This window comes from Salinisphaera aquimarina, assembly GCF_042643355.1.
Taxonomy (GTDB): domain Bacteria; phylum Pseudomonadota; class Gammaproteobacteria; order Nevskiales; family Salinisphaeraceae; genus Salinisphaera; species Salinisphaera aquimarina.
On record NZ_JBHRSS010000006.1, the window covers coordinates 218,109 to 233,964 of the forward strand.

Below are 15,856 nucleotides of genomic sequence, written 5' to 3' on the forward strand. Positions count from 1 at the left end.
GAATTCTTTCGCGCAACAGCGTAGGTTCAGAACGAATCGACAAAGCGGCCGAGCACCGACAGAACGATGCGGCCAGCCCGCCCCTTGCCTCCGGCAGCGGACGTCTCCCCGGGGCGCCTCAAAGACGCTGCTGTCCGCCACGCCGTGGCGTGCGTCCCGTTCAACGGTCGCGCCGAACCCCGCGCAGAGACCCCCATGCTAGGCTTTGATCGTTGTTTCTCCAAAATGCCCGCAGTGTCCGAAATCAGTTCTACCCTGCCGCGTTTCGTGGTTTTCGGCGAGGCCCTGACCGATTTCGTGCGCACCGCCGACAACGACTGGCACAGCGCGGCCGGCGGCTCCTGCTGGAACGTCGCGCGGGTCGCTTCCACCCTGGGGGTGGCAACCGCCTGGGCCGGCTCGGTGAGCCGCGACCTGTTCGGCGCCGACATCGTGGAAAAATCCCGTGCCGCCGCGCTCGACATGCGTTTCCTGCAACAGGTCGACAAGCCGCCGCTGATCGCCATGGTCCACGAGACCGCCCCGCCCCGGTATTTCTTTCTCGGCACCGACACGGCCGATCTCGCCTTCGACGAGAGCGCCCTGCCCGCGCAATGGCAACAGGCCTGCGAGGTCGCGCATTTCGGCTGCATCAGCCTCGTACGCGAGCCGCTGGGCGCGCGCCTGGTTGCGATCGCACAGCGCCTCAAGGCCCGGGGCACGCGCATCACCTTCGATCCCAACTATCGCAACCTCATGGACGCGCGCTACCCGGCCCTGTTCGAACGCATGGCGGCGCTGGCCGATATCGTCAAACTCTCGGACGAGGACCTGAGCGGTATCTATCCCGACCGCTCGCTGAGCGAGTCGCTCGCCGCGCTGCGCAATCTGGCACCGCAGACCCTGATCCTCTACACCCGCGGTGCCCAGGGCATGACGCTACTGACACCGGACGGCATGCTCGAGCAGGCCGCGATTCCGGCTCGCGGCGGCGACAGCGTCGGCGCTGGCGACGGCTGCATGGGTGGCTTCGTGGCGAGCCTGCTGGAACGGCCCGAGGCGGCGCTGGCGGAGCATCTGGAGTTCACCGCCGCGACCGCGGCCGCCATCTGCAGCCGCACCGGCGCCCACGCGCCGTCGCGCGCCGAAGTCGAGGCCTTGCTGCCCGACTGATTTGCGCCCCTGGCGGCTTATTCGATCAGGCCGAGCACCTCGTAGCACGCGCCCATGGTGTGGTAGTCGACCTTGCCGGCGGGGCTTTTCTCGTCGCTGTATTTGCGGTTGTCGCGGCCGAGAATCCGATACCAGGCGCCGTGTCGATGATCGACGAAATGGCGCCAGCTGTAATCCCAGATACGGTCGTACCACTGCCAGTAATGATCGTCGCCGGTAACCGTGCCAAGCACGGCAGCCGTGGCCAGCGACTCGGCCTGGACCCAGAAATACTTGTCCGCATCGTAGAAGCGGTTGTCGGTGTCCAGACCGTAGACGATGCCGCCATGGACGTCGTCCCATGCGTGTTCGAGGGTGGTATCGAACAACGCGCAGGCGCGCGGCAGACGCCATGCCGCCGGCGCGTGCCGATCGAGAATCAGCAGCAGCTTGGCCCACTCGGTCTGATGCCCGGGCTGAAAACCCCAGGGCTTGAAGATATTGCTGAAATCGTTCTTGTTGTACTCCCAGTCCACGCGCCAGTGCGCGTCGTAGTGTTCCCAGATCCAGCCGCCGGCCAGGCGAGCCTGACGATTGACCATGTTGTCGGCTACCCGACAGGCGCGCTGCAGGTACTTGTCTTCGCCGCTGGCTTCATAGGCAGCGATGAGCGCCTCGCAGGCATGCATATTCGCGTTCTGGCCGCGATAAGCCGAGACCTGCCAGTCGGCACTCGCCTCGTCCCGGTACAGGCCGTGCTCGGCATCCCAGAAATGGCGTTCGAGCAACTGCCAGGTTTCCTCGAGATGGTCGCGCGCGCTCTGCATGCCGGCATCAAGCGCCTTTGCATAGGCCAGCAGCACGAACGCCAGCCCGTAGCAGTGGTTGGTCGCGTCGTCGACTTCGCCGTCGCGCAGCACCCAGGCATAACCGCCCGACTCGGGATTGCGATGGGCACGGCGCAGATAGTCGACGCCGTGCACGACCGCGTCGTAATAGGCCGGTTCCGCAAAGCGACGGAATGCCATCGCATAGTTGAAGACGAAGCGCGTGCTGCTGACAAGATGGCGGGTCGAGGCGTCGTAGACCACGCCGTCGTCGCGAAGGAAATGAAAGAATCCGCCGGTCGGATCGATACAGGCCGGGTGATAAAACGCCATCGTCCGGCGTATGTGGTTCACCAGAAAATCAGGCGAGCGGAAATCGGGGATGGCTATGTCGATGTCATTCATGGTGCGCGAGTGCCCGGCCAGATCATCGTCCGATGGTTCAACGAGGCAGCGCCCGCCGTCAACACGGCCGCGACCGAAGGCGACCGAATGGCGCCGTTAGCGACGGGTGTCGTCTATTTTATTTATCTGTAGTATGAACTTCATCGGCAGGCGGCCCGCCCGCTGTCCGTTCCGCGGCTCTCTCTCTTTACAGGGCGCCCGGACGACTGCGGTGCCGTGTTTCAAGTGCCTGGCGAAAGCGCAGACTCGCCCCGGATCCGTCTCCATTCGGGGGTAAAAGACATTGCAACGAGGTCTGACACCCGCTGACGACATGAATGCATTTTTACAGCGATGATCGATGACGAGAACGGACCGGCCCTCTCGCACGGCGTCCAGACTGCGTCCGTAACGGCTGCGCCCACAGCCTTCGATCATCGACTGGTTGCCGATATCGGCGGCACGAACGCGCGCTTCGGGCTGCTCGACCCACAGGGCAATCTGCGCGATGTCACGACATTGGCCTGCGCCGACTTCGCCGGCCCGGCGGCCGCGATTCGATATTACCTGGAGACCACTGACGTCGACCGCATAAAGGAAGCCGCCATCGCCGTGGCGACGCCCGTTATCGGCGACCGCGTGTCGTTGACCAATCGCACCGACTGGTCGTTCTCCATCCGCAGGCTGCAACGGCAGCTCCGGCTCGACCGGCTCAAGGTGATCAACGATTTCACGGCGCTCGCGTTATCGCTACCGCGGCTGCCTCCACAGTCGCTCCGACAGGTCGGCAGCGGCACCCCGGATCACGAGGCCGCGCATGCGGTGCTCGGCCCCGGAACCGGTTTCGGGATGTCGGGGTTGATTCCCGCGCCGACCGGCTGGGTGCCACTGGCAAGCGAAGGCGGCCATGTGACGTTCAGCGCCGCGAACGACGAGGAGACGGCCATCCTGAGCCTGCTGCTGCGCCGCTTCGGCCATGTCTCGGCGGAGCGTCTGCTGTCCGGCCCGGGCCTGGTCAATCTGCACTGGGCGCAGGCTCGATTATCGGGCGAGCACATTACCGAATTGACCCCCGAGCAGATTACCGCCCACGCCCTTGCCGACACGGATCCGCTGTGCCGACATGCGTTGGAGATATTCTGCGCCATGCTGGGCACCGCGGCCGCCAATCTGGTGCTGACACTGGGCGCACGTGGCGGCGTATACATCGGCGGCGGCATCGTGCCGCGGCTGGGAACCTTTTTCGAGCACAGCGATTTCCGGACGCGCTTTGAAGCCCGCGGTCGCCTGTCGACCTATCTCTCCAGTATTCCGAGCTATGTCGTACACGCGGACAACCCGGGCCTGGATGGCGCCGCCGCAACGCTGCAAGCACCGTGAATCGGCGCCCGGCAACGCGTCGCATGGTTACGCTCGCCCGTCTACAAGGCGATATGACCGAAAAGCATCATTCAGACGGCAGCAATAATCATTGTAGGGTACACATCAGGTTTTGACCGAGTTGCCTTGATCGGCTGCTTTGCGGGGCCGTCCGCTGGAGCCGATGCCCCGACGATAGTGAGGAGAATCCATAATGAAAAACGTATCGAAACCACTGCAGTACGGCGCCGCCGCCGGCCTGATCGCCGTGTCGGTGTTGATGGGCGGCACCGCCGTGGCGGCCGCTGACAAGGGCGAGATCGATGTCCTCAACTGGTGGACCTCGGGCTCGGAGGCCAAGTCCATGGGCGTGCTGCAGAAGATGCTCGCCGACGACGGCTACAAGATGGTCAACGATGCGGCCTCGGGCGGCGGCGGTGCCAATGCCCGCACCGTGCTCAAATCGCGCATCCAGTCGAACAACGTGCCCGGTGCCGCCCAGATCAAGGGACCACAGATCCAGCAATGGTGCGACACCGGTCTGGTCGGCAACATAGACCAGGTCGCGCAGAGCCAGAACTGGGACAAGCTGCTGGCCCCGACCATCGCCAAGGGCATGCAGTGCGACGGCCATTGGGTCGCCGTGCCGTTCAACATCCACCGCATCAACTGGCTCTGGATCAATCGCTCGGTACTGGAAAAAGTCGATGCCGACATCCCCGCTTCGTGGGATGACCTCGTCGCCACGCTAGCCAAGCTCGACAAGGCCGGCATCACCCCGATCGCCGGTGGCGGCAACACCTGGCAGGTAGCCACCGAATTCGATGCCATCGTGGCGGCGACCGGCGGCGCCGACTTCTATCGCAAGGCCTTCATCGAACTCGATCAGGATGCCCTCGCGAGCGACACCATGGCGAAGTCGTTCGCGCGCCTGCGCACGATCAAGCAGTACACCGATCCGAACGGCACCGGTCTGAGCTGGAACCACGATACCGGCATGGTCGTGAAGGGCGAGGCCGCCATGCAGATCATGGGCGACTGGGCCAAGGGCGAGATCAGCAACAACGGCGCCACGCCCGGTAAGGAAATCGCCTGTGTGGCCATGCCCGGCTCCGAGGACACCTTCGTCTACAACATCGACAGCTTCGAGATGTTCCAGGTCGACTCCGAGGCCAAGCAGGCCGGACAGCGTGCCTTCGCTCGTACCGCGATGTCGCCGGAATTCCAGCGCCGCTTCAACAAGGCCAAGGGTTCGATCCCGGTGCGTGAAGGTGTGTCCCTGGACGGTTTCGATGCCTGCGCGCAAAAGGCGCAGAAGGCCTACGACAAGGCGAAGTCGGGCAAGGCGCTGGTCGCGACCATGTCCCAGGACAACGCCGAAGTCGGCGCCGTGAAAGGCGCGATCTTCGATGTCATCGCCCGCTTTTACAACAGCGACAGCATCAAGCCCGCGGAGGCCGCCAAGCAGCTCGCCCAGCGCGTCAAGCAGGCCGAGCAGATGGCGCAGCTGTAGCTCTCGTGTATGAGGCAACGGCGGCCGGCGACACACGGCCGCCGTTGTCGATGATGTTCTCCCTGGAATAATCGCCCATGGCTGCCAACAATCCGGCCGACGCGAACGACTCGCGCACCACGGCGCCCTCGGCGTGGCGCGCGATGCTCGATGTGGCCCTGCCCAAGCTGAGCCTGATCCCGACCGGTGTGGCGTCGCTGCTGTTCGTCTACGGCTTCGTCGCCTGGACCATCTGGCTGTCGATGACCAAATCGACCCTGCTGCCCACCAACAGCTTTGCCGGACTCGCCCAGTACCGTGTGCTGTTCAGCCTGGACACCTGGTGGGTATCGGTGATCAATCTGGCGATCTTCGGCCTGCTTTATGTGCTGATCTGCCTGGCCATCGGGCTGTTTCTGGCAATCCTGCTGGATCAGAAGATCCGTGCCGAGGGTTGGCTGCGCACCATCTATCTCTATCCGCTGGCGCTGTCGCTGGTGGTCACCGGCGTGGTCTGGAAGTGGCTGCTCAATCCCGGCCTCGGGCTGCAGCATTTCATCCGTTCGCTCGGCTTTTCCGGGTTCACCTTCGACTGGCTGATCACACCGGACATGGCCATCTACGCGGTGGTGATCGCCGCGGTATGGCAGGCCTCCGGCTTCGTCATGGCGCTGTTTCTGGCCGGGCTGCGCAGCATCGACGACTCGATCATCAAGGCCGCCCAGCTCGACGGCGCGAGCCTGCCACGCGTCTATTGGAGCATCATCATCCCCAGTCTGCGGCCGGTGTTCTTCAGCGCCGTGATCCTGCTGGTGAGCCTGGCCATCAAGAGTTTCGATCTGGTCATCGCACTCACCGACGGCGGCCCCGGCTACTCGACGTGGCTGCCCGCCATCTTCATGTACAACATCGGCTTCGACCGCGGCCAGATCGGCCTCGGCGCGGCGTCGGCGACGCTGATGATGGCCGCGGTCGCCCTCGCGATGCTGCCGATGCTGATCGCCGAACTCAGGGAGCGCCGTCATGACAAGCAGGGTTGATCCCGGCCGCCGACGTTTTTCGCCGGCGCGCCTGCTGATCTATGCGGTCCTGATCCTGGCGGCCGCGTACTATCTGCTGCCGCTATACGTGATGCTGGTCACTTCGTTCAAGACACTGGAGCAGATCAGCAACGGCAGCCTGCTGTCGCTGCCGTCGCCGTTCACCACCCAGGGCTGGCTGGATGCCTGGGGCACGGCCTGCACCGGCGTGGATTGCAGCGGTCTGCACCGCTATTTCTGGAACTCGGTGGCCTTTACCCTGCCGGCGGTGCTGATCTCCACCGGCGTTGGCGCGCTCAACGGCTATATCCTGACCAAATGGCGGTTCCGCGGCTCGGAGCTGTTCTTCGGTCTGCTCCTCGTGGGCACGTTCGTGCCCTTCCAGATGTTTCTGCTGCCCATGGCCTGGACGTTGGGCCGGATCGGGCTGGCCAACTCGATCGCCGGTCTGATTCTGGTGCATTCGGTCTACGGCATCGCCTTCACCACGCTGTTCTGCCGCAACTACTACGTCAACGTGCCCGACGAACTGGTCAAGGCCGCACGCGTGGACGGCGCCGGCTTCTTCACCATCTTCTGGCGCATCATCCTGCCGCTGTCGGTACCCATCCTCATGGTGTCGCTGATCTGGCAGTTCACCCAGATCTGGAACGACTTCCTGTTCGGCATCGTGTTCACGTCGGGCTCGCAGCACCCGATCACGGTGGCGCTGAACAATCTCGTGAACACCTCGTCCACCGGCATCAAGCGCTACAACGTGGACATGGCCGCGGCGATGATCACCGCCCTGCCCACATTCATCGTCTACATCATCGCCGGGCGCTATTTCGTGCGCGGCCTGACCGCCGGCGCGGTCAAGGGATAAAAGGAACTCACGGCATGTCAGCACTGGCGATCCGCAACGTCCACAAGCGCTTCGGCGACACCACGGTGCTCGAGGACATCAATCTCGAGGTCGATGAAGGCGATTTCCTGATCCTGGTGGGGCCGTCCGGTTGTGGCAAATCCACGCTGCTGAACATGCTGGCAGGGCTGGAGCCGCTCACCGAGGGCGAGATCCTGCTCAACGGCCAGCGTATCAACGACCGCTCGCCGCGCGACCGGAATATCGCGATGGTGTTCCAGTTCTATGCGCTGTATCCGAACATGAGCGTGCGCCGCAACATCCGCTTCGGCCTGCAAATGCGCAAGGTGCCGCGCGCCCAGCAGGCCGAGATCGTGCGGAACGTTGCCCGTATCCTCCAGATCGAGCCGCTGCTGGATCGCAAGCCCGCGCAGCTGTCCGGCGGCCAGCGCCAGCGCGTGGCCATCGGGCGTGCCCTGGCCCGCGATCCGGCCCTGTTCCTGTTCGACGAACCGCTTTCCAATCTCGACGCCAAGCTGCGCGTGGAGATGCGCACCGAGATCAAGCTGCTCCATCAGCGGCTCGGCACCGCCATGGTGTATGTCACCCACGATCAGATCGAGGCGATGACGCTGGGCAATCGCATCGCGGTGATGAACGAAGGCCGGATCCAGCAGCTCGGCTCGCCTCAGGATATCTACGACAATCCCGTGAACCGATATGTGGCCGGCTTCATCGGCTCCCCGGCGATGAATTTCATCCCCTGCGACCTGGTCGGCGAAAACGGCGCGCTGAGTCTGAGCCTGTCGGGCGCCGGCGGCCCCGCGCACCTGCCCTTGCCCGAGGCGCTGCGCGCCCGACTCGGCGCGCAGAACAAAACACGGGTGGTGCTCGGCGTGCGCCCCGAACACGTGACGCCGGCCGGGCCGAGTCACGACAGCGCCGTCGACTGCACGGTTCGCGTGGTGGAGCCGACCGGGCCCGACACCTATGTGTTCACCCAGGTCAACGAGGTGGAAGTGATCGCCCGCTGCACACCGGGCCAGGCACCCGCGCCGGAAGAGACGCTGGCCCTGAATTTCGATCTGTCCCGGGCGGTATTCTTCGACCCCGACTCGGACGCGCGGCTGGCTTAGTGCCGCCACTTGTGCCAGCGCGACGGGTCAAGCAGCAGTTCACCAGCCCGCCACGCTCCTCGCGCCGGGCGCGCGCCATCGCGTATCATGCGCCGAGTTTTCAGGCTAGGGATTACGCGTGGATCACAGCATAGTATTCGTCGGCGGCGGCAACATGGCCACCAGTCTGATCAGTGGCTTGCGCAGCGCTGGTCACGACGGCGGCGCCATCACCGTGGTCGAGCCGGATGACGACAAGCGCGACTCGCTGAGCCGTGACTACGGCGTCAACTGCGTGGCGAACGCCGACGGCGATACGCTCGCAGCCGATGTGCTCGTGCTCGCGGTCAAACCGCAGATGATGCGCAACGTGACTCAGGACCTGGCCACCCGCATGGCCCACGCCCGGCCGCTTGTCATCTCGATCGCCGCGGGCGTGCCACTGGCCGGGCTGCGCGCCTGGCTGGGCGAGGAGCTGGCCTATGTGCGATGCATGCCCAACACGCCGTCGCTGATCGGCGCCGGTGCCACCGGCCTGTATGCCGACGACAGCGTCAACGCCGAACAACGCGAGATCGCCGAGGCGGTGCTGGCCACCGCCGGCATGACCGCCTGGGTGGCCCGCGAGGAACTGCTCGATGCGGTAACCGCCACCTCCGGTAGCGGCCCGGCCTATTTCTTCGCCTTCATGGAAGCGATGCAGGCCGGTGCCCGCGAACTGGGCCTGGACGAGCACACCGCGCGCGAGCTGGTGCTGCATACCGCCCTCGGCGCCGCCCGCATGGCGATCGAATCCGGCGACGATCCCGGTACTTTGCGCAAGAAAGTCACCTCACCCGGCGGCACCACCGAGCGTGCACTCGATACATTTGCGGACGGCGAGCTGTCGCAGCTGGTGCGCAAGGCGATGCAGGCCGCCGCCGATCGCGCCGACAGCCTGGGCCAGGAACTGCTTGCTGAAAAATCATGATTGCCAATAACGCCAACGACGCCCTGCTTTTTCTCGTCGATACCGTCCTCGCGCTGTATATCGTGGTGGTATTGCTACGGGCCCTGTTACAGCTGGTGCATGCGGACTTTCGAAATCCGATATCACAGTTCGTATGGCGCGCCACCGCCATGCCGGTGGGTTTTCTCGCCCGCGTCATTCCGCGTTGGCGCAACGTCGATGTACCGGCGCTGGTGTTCGCGGTCGCGCTCTGCTTTCTGAACATCGAAATCGATCTGGCCCTGGCCGCGCCCGGTTTCGGCGCCCAGCCGCTGATGGCGCTGTGGTGGGCGGTGCTCAAGGCCGGGGTTCTGGTCTGCAACTTCTATTTCTTCACCATCCTGATCCAGGCGATCATGTCGTGGGTTTCACCGGGACAATATTCGCCGGCGACGGCGCTGCTGGTGACCATCAACGAGCCCCTGCTGCGGCCGGTACGTAACACCCTTCCGGCGATGGGCGGTCTCGATCTGTCACCGCTGGTGGTGATCATCGGCCTGCAGGTGGTCAGCCGCCTGCTGCCGCTGCCCGGGCTGTTCCGATAGCCCGCCCCCGGACCATGGCCGCGCGCAACAGCCAATCCGTTGGGCTGATCGAGCCGCAGTCACTGCATGTGGCCGGGCCCATGGCGCTCGACTGCGGCAAGACCCTTGCGCAGTTCGATCTCGTCTACGAGACTTACGGCACCCTCAACGCGGCGCGCTCCAACGCGGTGCTGATCTGTCATGCGCTGTCCGGCAACCACCACGCGGCCGGCTACCACAGCGAAGAAGACAGCAAGCCCGGCTGGTGGGACAAGTGCATCGGCCCCGGCAAGATGATCGATACCGATCGTTTCTTCGTCGTCAGCCTGGCCAACCTGGGCGGCTACAACGGCTCCACCGGCCCACACAGCCTGCATCCCGAGACCGGCCGCCATTACGGGCCCGATTTCCCCGTAGTGACGGTCGGCGACTGGGTACGTTCGCAGGACCTGCTGCGCGCATCGCTCGACATCGAGCAGTGGGCCGCGGTGATCGGCGGCAGCCTGGGCGGCATGCAGGTGATGCAGTGGGCCATCGATTATCCGGACCGGCTCGCGCACGCCATCGTGATTGCCGCCGCGCCCAAGCTGTCGGCCCAGAACATCGCCTTCAACGAGATCGCCCGCCAGGCGATCGTCACCGATCCCGAGTTCCACGGCGGACGCTATTACGAGCACGGCGTGGTGCCGCGGCGCGGGCTGATGCTGGCGCGCATGCTCGGCCACATCACCTATCTTTCGGACGAGGCCATGCGCGCCAAGTTCGGGCGCGACCTGCGCGAGGGCCGGCTCAACTACGGCTTTGACGTCGAGTTCCAGGTCGAATCGTATCTGCGCCATCAGGGCGCGTCGTTCGTCGACCGCTTCGACGCCAATACCTACCTGCTGATGACCAAGGCGCTGGACTATTTCGACCCGGCCTATGCCACCGGCGGCGATCTCGCCCAGGCTTTTGCGCCGGTCACCGCGCGCTTCATGGTGGTGTCGTTCACCTCGGACTGGCGGTTTGCGCCGGAGCGCTCACGCGAGATCGTGGATGCGCTGGTCGACGCCGGCAAGCAGGTGTCCTACGCCGAGGTCACCTCCGATCTGGGCCACGACGATTTTCTGCTGACCATGCCGCACTACGTCAATTCGCTGCGCGCCTATCTCGGCCGGGTCGCCGACGAGGCCGGCACATGAACACCCTGCTCACCGAAAGCCACGACGGCCTGCGCGACGATCTCGCGCTGATCTCCAACTGGATCACGCCGGGGGCGCGCGTGCTCGACCTGGGCTGCGGCGACGGCGCCCTGCTGGCGCATCTGCAGCGCACCAAGAACGTGTCCGGCTACGGTCTGGAAATCGATCCGGACAACCTGATCGCCTGTCTCGAGGCGGGCGTGAATGCCCTGCAGCTGGATCTCGACGCCGGCCTGGGCCAGTTCGAAGACAACAGCTTCGATTTCGTGGTGATGAGTTCGGCACTACAGGAAGTCCAGCGCCCGGACGAGCTGATCGACGAAATGCTGCGCATTGGCCGCGATTCGCTGGTGACGTTTCCCAATTTCGGCCACTGGCGTCCGCGCATGTCGCTGGGTCTGCGCGGGCTGATGCCGGTCTCCAGAGCGCTGCCGAACCGGTGGTACGATACCCCCAACATCCATTTGTGCACGGTTCGGGACTTCGAAGCCTTATGCAAGGACAAACAGATGGAAATCGTGCGCCGGCACGTCGTCAACCACGCGCATCGCAGCAATATCGGCATGCGCACCTTTCCCAATCTGCTCGGCGAGATCGCGCTCTACCAGCTGCGGCGCGGCCAATACCCCTAGCACTCGCCCGCCTAGGCGTCATTCTGGCCGCCGGTCTGCTGCTTGCAGCCACGGCGCAGGCCGCCGGTTCGGTGAAAAGCGGCGCCTACGAAGTGCAATACAGTGCCCTCAACAGCACGAATATTCCCGCGAGCGTGGCCAAGGACAACGGCATCGAACGCAGCGGCGACACCGCAGTGGTCATGGTCACACTGCAGAAACCGACCCGTGACGCGCCGTTGCAGGCGGTCCCCGCCAACGTAACCGGCGCGGCCCGCACGCTCATGGGCGACAAGAGCCCGCTGACGTTCCGGCGCGTGAACAGCGTCGGCAGCGTGTATTCGCTGGCGACCGTCAAAATCGCCGACGATCAGACGCTCACCTTCGACCTGGAGGTCAAGGCCGCCGACGGCTCCGCGACCATTCCGGTGACCTTCAACCAGACCTTTTATACGCGCTGAGTCGCTACTCGCCGGTCACCGCCAGCTTGGCGCGGATGAATTCGCTGTGCGGCAAATACAGCAGCTCGGCGATCTCCCGCAACAGGTGCTCTTCGTGGGCATCCAGATGCCGGTCGGCATAGGCCACGCGCCAGAGCATTTCCAGCACCTGCCGTTTTTCTTCCGGGCTCAGGCCGTCGTTCAGCGTCTTGAGAAACTTGTAGAGCGACACGGCCTGTTCGGCGCGCGGGGTGGCCGCGTTGATCAGCTCTTCGGTTTCGGCGTCGTCGAGGCGGAAATGGGTCTTTAGCTGACGCCGGATTTCCTCGTATTCCTCGTCGTCGTGGCGATTGTCCGCATGCGCCATCTCCAGCAGCAGCACAGCCGCCGCGATGCGCTTGGCCTGTTCCGGATCGCGCTGCGCCTCGGTTTCGGGGTTGAGCGCGTGCTTGAATCGTTCCAGAAGTCCCATCGGCGTCACTCCTCGCCCAGAAAACTCACCGCGCGCTTGCGCAGATCGGTCAGACGACCGTGCAGAAAATGTCCGGCGCCTTCGAGTATCTGAACATCGACCGCGGGCTCGAGTGCACGAAGCGCGTCGATCGATGCGCTGACGTCGATCACGTCGTCGGCGTCGCCAAAAATAGCCAACCAGCGACCGTCCGGTCGCGGCACATCATTGTCGAAATAAGCGGACGGGAAACCCACGGTCAGCAGTTTCGGTGCCGACTGGGTAGCCGCCACACGCAACGCGGCCGCCGAACCGAAGGAGAATCCCGCCAGCGCGGCCAGATCCAGCCGCGAGGCCCCGACAGCCCAGTCGCGCACGGCGCGCACGTCGTCGACTTCGCCCACGCCGTCGTCATATTCGCCTTCGCTGTCGCCGACCCCGCGAAAATTGAAGCGCACCGCAGCCAGTCCGGCCTCGTTGGCGGCCCGGCCGAGCATGAACACGACCTTGTTGTCCTTGGTGCCACCCTGCTGCGGGTGCGGATGGGCGATGACCACCAGGCCGCGCGGCGGGTCCTTTGGCAGATCCACATCGACCTGCAGGGCGCCGGCGGGACCCTCTATCAACCCCTGGACGGATTTCTTGTCATCGGGCCATTTCAGCATGAGCTCAGCTTTCCTGTTGCGCACCGGACCCGGATTCGGGCACCACTGCCGCGGAGCGCTCGCTCGCGGCCTCGGCGCGCTCGGCGCGGGCCTTGCGGCGTTCGCTCGAATCCTTTTTCGGCGCATAGTAGATCACGGTGTCGCCATCGTCGGGACGAGTCGATCCGCTGGCGGCGTTGAACAGCAGTGTGCTGTCGGCATAAAGCGTAGCGATGATGACCGCGTCGGTCGGGCAATCGCGACGAAAATCCTCGCGCGTGTAACTGTCGGTGATACGGGTCTTGTAGAACTGCCAGTTCTGGAAATGTCGTCGCCAGAGCTCTTCGTACTGGGCGTCTTCGTGAAAGGCCGGCAGGCCGCGCAGCGGGCGCGCGACGACCTTGGAGTCGTTGCTTTCATCGGCGGCATACATGGGCAGTTGAAACACCCGGTTATGCTCCAGACTGTTGACGAAATGCGAACACACCAGCGCGTTGTAGGCATCGTTGCTGGTTGCGGCCAGCAGGCAGGATATCTCGTTGAGCTCCAGCGACTGCTGGATCTGATCGGACAACACCTCGCCGTAGAGCACGCGTACCCCGGCCAGGCGCGCGGTACGCAGCCGGTGCCAGCTCGAATCCACCAGCAGCACCTGCACATTGAGCTCGTTGGTGAGTGCCCGCGCCAGTTCCGTCGACCACGGTGACGCGCCCACGATGAGCACCCCGTTGGGCTCGGCCGACAGACGCAGCCAGCGCGACACCCGGCCGATGGAAAAGCCGTGCAGGATGACGGTGGAGAACACGATCGCGAAGATCAGTGGCAGCAGCTGTTCGGCGCCGCCATAGCCGGCCTCGACCATCCGCGGGCCGAACACGCCGGCCACCGCCGCTGCCACGATACCGCGCGGGGCGATCCATGCCACCAGCGTACGGTCGCGCCAGTTCATGTCGGTGAACAGCGTCGACAACAGCACCGCCGCCGGCCGCACAATGAACAGCACCGCGAACACGAGTGCGGCGGCGTGCCAGTCCAGATGCAGGAGCACGTTGGGGTCGAGGTCGGAGGTAAGCACGATGAACACAGTCGAGACCATGAGAATCGTGATGTATTCCTTGAATCGGCGCAGCTCGGCCATGCCGGCGATGGTCATGTTGCCCATCACCATGCCCATCACGGTGACCGCGAGCAGGCCGGCCTCGGCGAAGATCTCGCTGGCCAGGCCATAGATCACGAGCACGAAGGCAAAGGTCAGCGGCGCCTTGAGATACTCGGGCACCCAGATGTGATTGAACGCCGTCGCCAGCATCCAGGCGACGCCGCCGCCGAGGGCGAACGAGATCAGAATGGCCCAGCCGAGATCGACGAATACCTGCATGCCGTCGCCGGCATCCGCGCCGGCAAACACGAAATACTGGAATACCAGCACCGCCAGCAGCGCCCCGATCGGGTCGTTGATGATGCCTTCCCACTTCAGATAAGAGGCCGTGCGTCGGTTGAGCCCGGCCTGTCGGAGCATCGGGATGATCACGGTGGGCCCGGTAACGATCAGAATCGCCCCGAACAGCAGCGACACCGGCAGGCTGAGATGGCCGATGTAATAAGCCGCCAGCGTATACAGCATCCATGACAGCGCAGCGCCGACGGATACCAGCCGCTTCACCCCGGAAGCGGCTTCCTTGAATTCGTGCAGCCGCAGCGACAGCCCACCCTCGAACAGGATCACCGCGACCGACAGGCCCACCAGCGGCGACAGCACCGGCCCGATATCGTCGGACGGATTGAGAATCCCCAGCACCGGGCCGGCGACGACGCCGCTGACCAGGAACATGACGATGGCGGGAATCTTCAGTGACCAAGCGATCCACTGGGAGAACACGCCCAGGGCCACGATGGTGATCAGGATCAGGGAAAGATGATGTTCCATGCAGTTTCCGAGCCGGCGTCACACAAGCGCGCCACGGCTCGTCGGGTTCCCGCGTTAGAAATCAGGCAACGATAGACAGGTTGCGTTACCACGACAACAGGCAGCGTCCGGCCGTGTAGAGAATTGCGCCGAAACAGACGCTGGAACAGGCCCTAGAGCGAATCCCAGCTGCCTTTGCGACGCTTGCGGAACAACGGCAACAACAGCCCGACCACGATACCGCCGATCATGATCAGCGCGCCGATCTTCATGCCTTCGCGGCGGCTTTGCAGCGCTTCGTTCTCGTGGCGCAGCCGCTCGTTTTCGCTGCGAACGGACAGCAGTTGCTCGCGAAACTTCTCGTTCTCGTCGCTGATACGCATGGCATCAGCCGATGTTTCCCGAATCTGCTGCAGCTGCGTGGACAGGGACTTGTTTTCGGCGACCAGCTCACGCTTGGTATTGCCCAGTTCCTTGGAGCCATTGAGCGCTTCAGAGAGCTCGCTCTTGAGATCCGCGTTCTCGCTCTTGAACTTCTCGGTCTGCTCCTGCATCGCGTCGATACGCGTGCGCGCCGCCGCCTGGTCCGACAGAAACCGCGTCAGCACGTAGCCGGTGGAACCGTCGCTGGCACGAATCTGCGTCCACCCGCTCTTTTCGGAAAGCGTCTGCACCTGATCGCCCGCGTCCAGCAGCTGGGTGATGCGATAGCCGGTGCCGGGACCGCGCCGCATGTTGATGGAGAGCTCGTCGCTGACATAGCGCGTCGCGGCCGTGGCGACGGTGCTGATGACGAGCAGACCGGCAAAACCGGCGATCAGTCCGAATCTGTAACGCATGCGTGGGCCTTTGGCTGATGGCGGCACAACGGGTCGTGGCTTGTCGCCACGGTTGATATAAGCCGGGGAGTGTAGCAAAC

16 protein-coding genes are annotated in these 15,856 nt (G+C 64.3%); 11 read left to right on the forward strand and 5 right to left on the reverse strand.

Annotation, left to right across the window (positions count from 1 at the left end; genetic code table 11):
- The first annotated feature begins 234 nt into the window (after nt 1–234).
- Entirely contained in the window at nt 235–1,152 is a 918-nt protein-coding gene (locus ACFOSU_RS13625; protein WP_380690476.1) for a carbohydrate kinase family protein, read from the forward strand.
- A 17-nt stretch (nt 1,153–1,169) separates the two neighbouring features.
- On the opposite strand, the gene ACFOSU_RS13630 is transcribed toward ACFOSU_RS13625, so the two are convergent.
- Nucleotides 1,170–2,363, reverse strand: coding sequence for an AGE family epimerase/isomerase (locus ACFOSU_RS13630; protein ID WP_380690477.1), 1,194 nt, complete (start codon nt 2,361–2,363; stop codon nt 1,170–1,172).
- Between the two features lie 333 nt (nt 2,364–2,696).
- Between ACFOSU_RS13630 and ACFOSU_RS13635 the strand changes: the two genes are divergently transcribed.
- The 10 genes from ACFOSU_RS13635 to ACFOSU_RS13680 all read left to right on the forward strand — a co-directional run bounded on the left by ACFOSU_RS13635 (nt 2,697) and on the right by ACFOSU_RS13680 (nt 11,957).
- Nucleotides 2,697–3,722 carry a glucokinase gene (locus tag ACFOSU_RS13635; protein ID WP_380690478.1) on the forward strand — a complete coding sequence of 342 codons (1,026 nt, stop codon included), beginning with the start codon at nt 2,697–2,699 and terminating at the stop codon, nt 3,720–3,722.
- Between the two features lie 193 nt (nt 3,723–3,915).
- The gene (locus ACFOSU_RS13640; RefSeq protein WP_380690479.1) at nt 3,916–5,214 is read left to right on the forward strand and encodes an ABC transporter substrate-binding protein; all 1,299 of its coding nucleotides are present in this window, start codon (nt 3,916–3,918) and stop codon (nt 5,212–5,214) included.
- A gap of 77 nt (nt 5,215–5,291) precedes the next feature.
- Nucleotides 5,292–6,233 (forward strand): carbohydrate ABC transporter permease, encoded by a 942-nt coding sequence (locus tag ACFOSU_RS13645; protein ID WP_380690480.1) that lies wholly within the window; start codon nt 5,292–5,294, stop codon nt 6,231–6,233.
- On the forward strand, nt 6,217–7,098 hold the full coding sequence (locus tag ACFOSU_RS13650; RefSeq protein WP_380690481.1) for a carbohydrate ABC transporter permease: 882 nt from the start codon (nt 6,217–6,219) through the stop codon (nt 7,096–7,098). Before ACFOSU_RS13645 ends, ACFOSU_RS13650 begins: the two co-directional genes overlap by 17 nt.
- Nucleotides 7,099–7,112: 14 nt before the next feature.
- On the forward strand, nt 7,113–8,213 hold the full coding sequence (locus ACFOSU_RS13655) for an ABC transporter ATP-binding protein (RefSeq protein WP_380690482.1): 1,101 nt from the start codon (nt 7,113–7,115) through the stop codon (nt 8,211–8,213).
- Nucleotides 8,214–8,331: 118 nt separating this feature from the next.
- Nucleotides 8,332–9,162 (forward strand): pyrroline-5-carboxylate reductase, encoded by an 831-nt coding sequence (gene proC, locus ACFOSU_RS13660; protein ID WP_380690483.1) that lies wholly within the window; start codon nt 8,332–8,334, stop codon nt 9,160–9,162.
- Complete coding sequence (locus ACFOSU_RS13665; RefSeq protein WP_380690484.1) at nt 9,159–9,725, forward strand: YggT family protein; 567 nt, start codon at nt 9,159–9,161, stop codon at nt 9,723–9,725. Before proC ends, ACFOSU_RS13665 begins: the two co-directional genes overlap by 4 nt.
- Before the next feature lie 14 nt (nt 9,726–9,739).
- Nucleotides 9,740–10,885 (forward strand): homoserine O-succinyltransferase MetX, encoded by a 1,146-nt coding sequence (metX, locus tag ACFOSU_RS13670; RefSeq protein WP_380690485.1) that lies wholly within the window; start codon nt 9,740–9,742, stop codon nt 10,883–10,885.
- A complete protein-coding gene (gene metW, locus ACFOSU_RS13675) occupies nt 10,882–11,517 on the forward strand; it encodes a methionine biosynthesis protein MetW (RefSeq protein WP_380690486.1) in 636 nt (211 codons plus the stop codon). The genes metX and metW overlap by 4 nt, the downstream gene beginning before the upstream one ends.
- A gap of 71 nt (nt 11,518–11,588) precedes the next feature.
- Nucleotides 11,589–11,957, forward strand: coding sequence for a DUF4426 domain-containing protein (locus ACFOSU_RS13680; RefSeq protein ID WP_380690487.1), 369 nt, complete (start codon nt 11,589–11,591; stop codon nt 11,955–11,957).
- Nucleotides 11,958–11,961: 4 nt separating this feature from the next.
- Here ACFOSU_RS13680 and ACFOSU_RS13685 read toward each other — a convergent pair whose 3' ends face one another.
- From ACFOSU_RS13685 to ACFOSU_RS13700, 4 genes are all read right to left on the reverse strand, one after another.
- The gene (locus ACFOSU_RS13685) at nt 11,962–12,408 is read right to left on the reverse strand and encodes a tellurite resistance TerB family protein (RefSeq protein ID WP_380690488.1); all 447 of its coding nucleotides are present in this window, start codon (nt 12,406–12,408) and stop codon (nt 11,962–11,964) included.
- Nucleotides 12,409–12,413: 5 nt separating this feature from the next.
- Nucleotides 12,414–13,052 carry an alpha/beta hydrolase gene (locus ACFOSU_RS13690; RefSeq protein WP_380690489.1) on the reverse strand — a complete coding sequence of 213 codons (639 nt, stop codon included), beginning with the start codon at nt 13,050–13,052 and terminating at the stop codon, nt 12,414–12,416.
- Nucleotides 13,053–13,056: 4 nt separating this feature from the next.
- Nucleotides 13,057–14,958: a cation:proton antiporter gene (locus tag ACFOSU_RS13695; RefSeq protein WP_380690490.1), complete on the reverse strand. Its 1,902-nt coding sequence runs from the start codon at nt 14,956–14,958 to the stop codon at nt 13,057–13,059.
- A 152-nt stretch (nt 14,959–15,110) separates the two neighbouring features.
- Complete coding sequence (locus ACFOSU_RS13700) at nt 15,111–15,776, reverse strand: TIGR04211 family SH3 domain-containing protein (protein WP_380690491.1); 666 nt, start codon at nt 15,774–15,776, stop codon at nt 15,111–15,113.
- Between the last annotated feature and the right edge of the window lie 80 nt (nt 15,777–15,856).

What these genes read in the sequence shown, in the direction of transcription:
- ACFOSU_RS13635 (WP_380690478.1), top strand. Translation starts at nt 2,697, where the DNA reads ATGATCGATGACGAGAACGGACCGGCCCTCTCGCACGGCGTCCAGACT.
- metW (WP_380690486.1), top strand. Translation starts at nt 10,882, where the DNA reads ATGAACACCCTGCTCACCGAAAGCCACGACGGCCTGCGCGACGATCTC.
- ACFOSU_RS13630 (WP_380690477.1), bottom strand. Translation starts at nt 2,363, where the DNA reads ATGAATGACATCGACATAGCCATCCCCGATTTCCGCTCGCCTGATTTT.
- ACFOSU_RS13665 (WP_380690484.1), top strand. Translation starts at nt 9,159, where the DNA reads ATGATTGCCAATAACGCCAACGACGCCCTGCTTTTTCTCGTCGATACC.
- ACFOSU_RS13640 (WP_380690479.1), top strand. Translation starts at nt 3,916, where the DNA reads ATGAAAAACGTATCGAAACCACTGCAGTACGGCGCCGCCGCCGGCCTG.
- ACFOSU_RS13645 (WP_380690480.1), top strand. Translation starts at nt 5,292, where the DNA reads ATGGCTGCCAACAATCCGGCCGACGCGAACGACTCGCGCACCACGGCG.
- ACFOSU_RS13690 (WP_380690489.1), bottom strand. Translation starts at nt 13,052, where the DNA reads ATGCTGAAATGGCCCGATGACAAGAAATCCGTCCAGGGGTTGATAGAG.
- ACFOSU_RS13650 (WP_380690481.1), top strand. Translation starts at nt 6,217, where the DNA reads ATGACAAGCAGGGTTGATCCCGGCCGCCGACGTTTTTCGCCGGCGCGC.
- ACFOSU_RS13695 (WP_380690490.1), bottom strand. Translation starts at nt 14,958, where the DNA reads ATGGAACATCATCTTTCCCTGATCCTGATCACCATCGTGGCCCTGGGC.
- ACFOSU_RS13655 (WP_380690482.1), top strand. Translation starts at nt 7,113, where the DNA reads ATGTCAGCACTGGCGATCCGCAACGTCCACAAGCGCTTCGGCGACACC.
- ACFOSU_RS13685 (WP_380690488.1), bottom strand. Translation starts at nt 12,408, where the DNA reads ATGGGACTTCTGGAACGATTCAAGCACGCGCTCAACCCCGAAACCGAG.
- metX (WP_380690485.1), top strand. Translation starts at nt 9,740, where the DNA reads ATGGCCGCGCGCAACAGCCAATCCGTTGGGCTGATCGAGCCGCAGTCA.
- ACFOSU_RS13700 (WP_380690491.1), bottom strand. Translation starts at nt 15,776, where the DNA reads ATGCGTTACAGATTCGGACTGATCGCCGGTTTTGCCGGTCTGCTCGTC.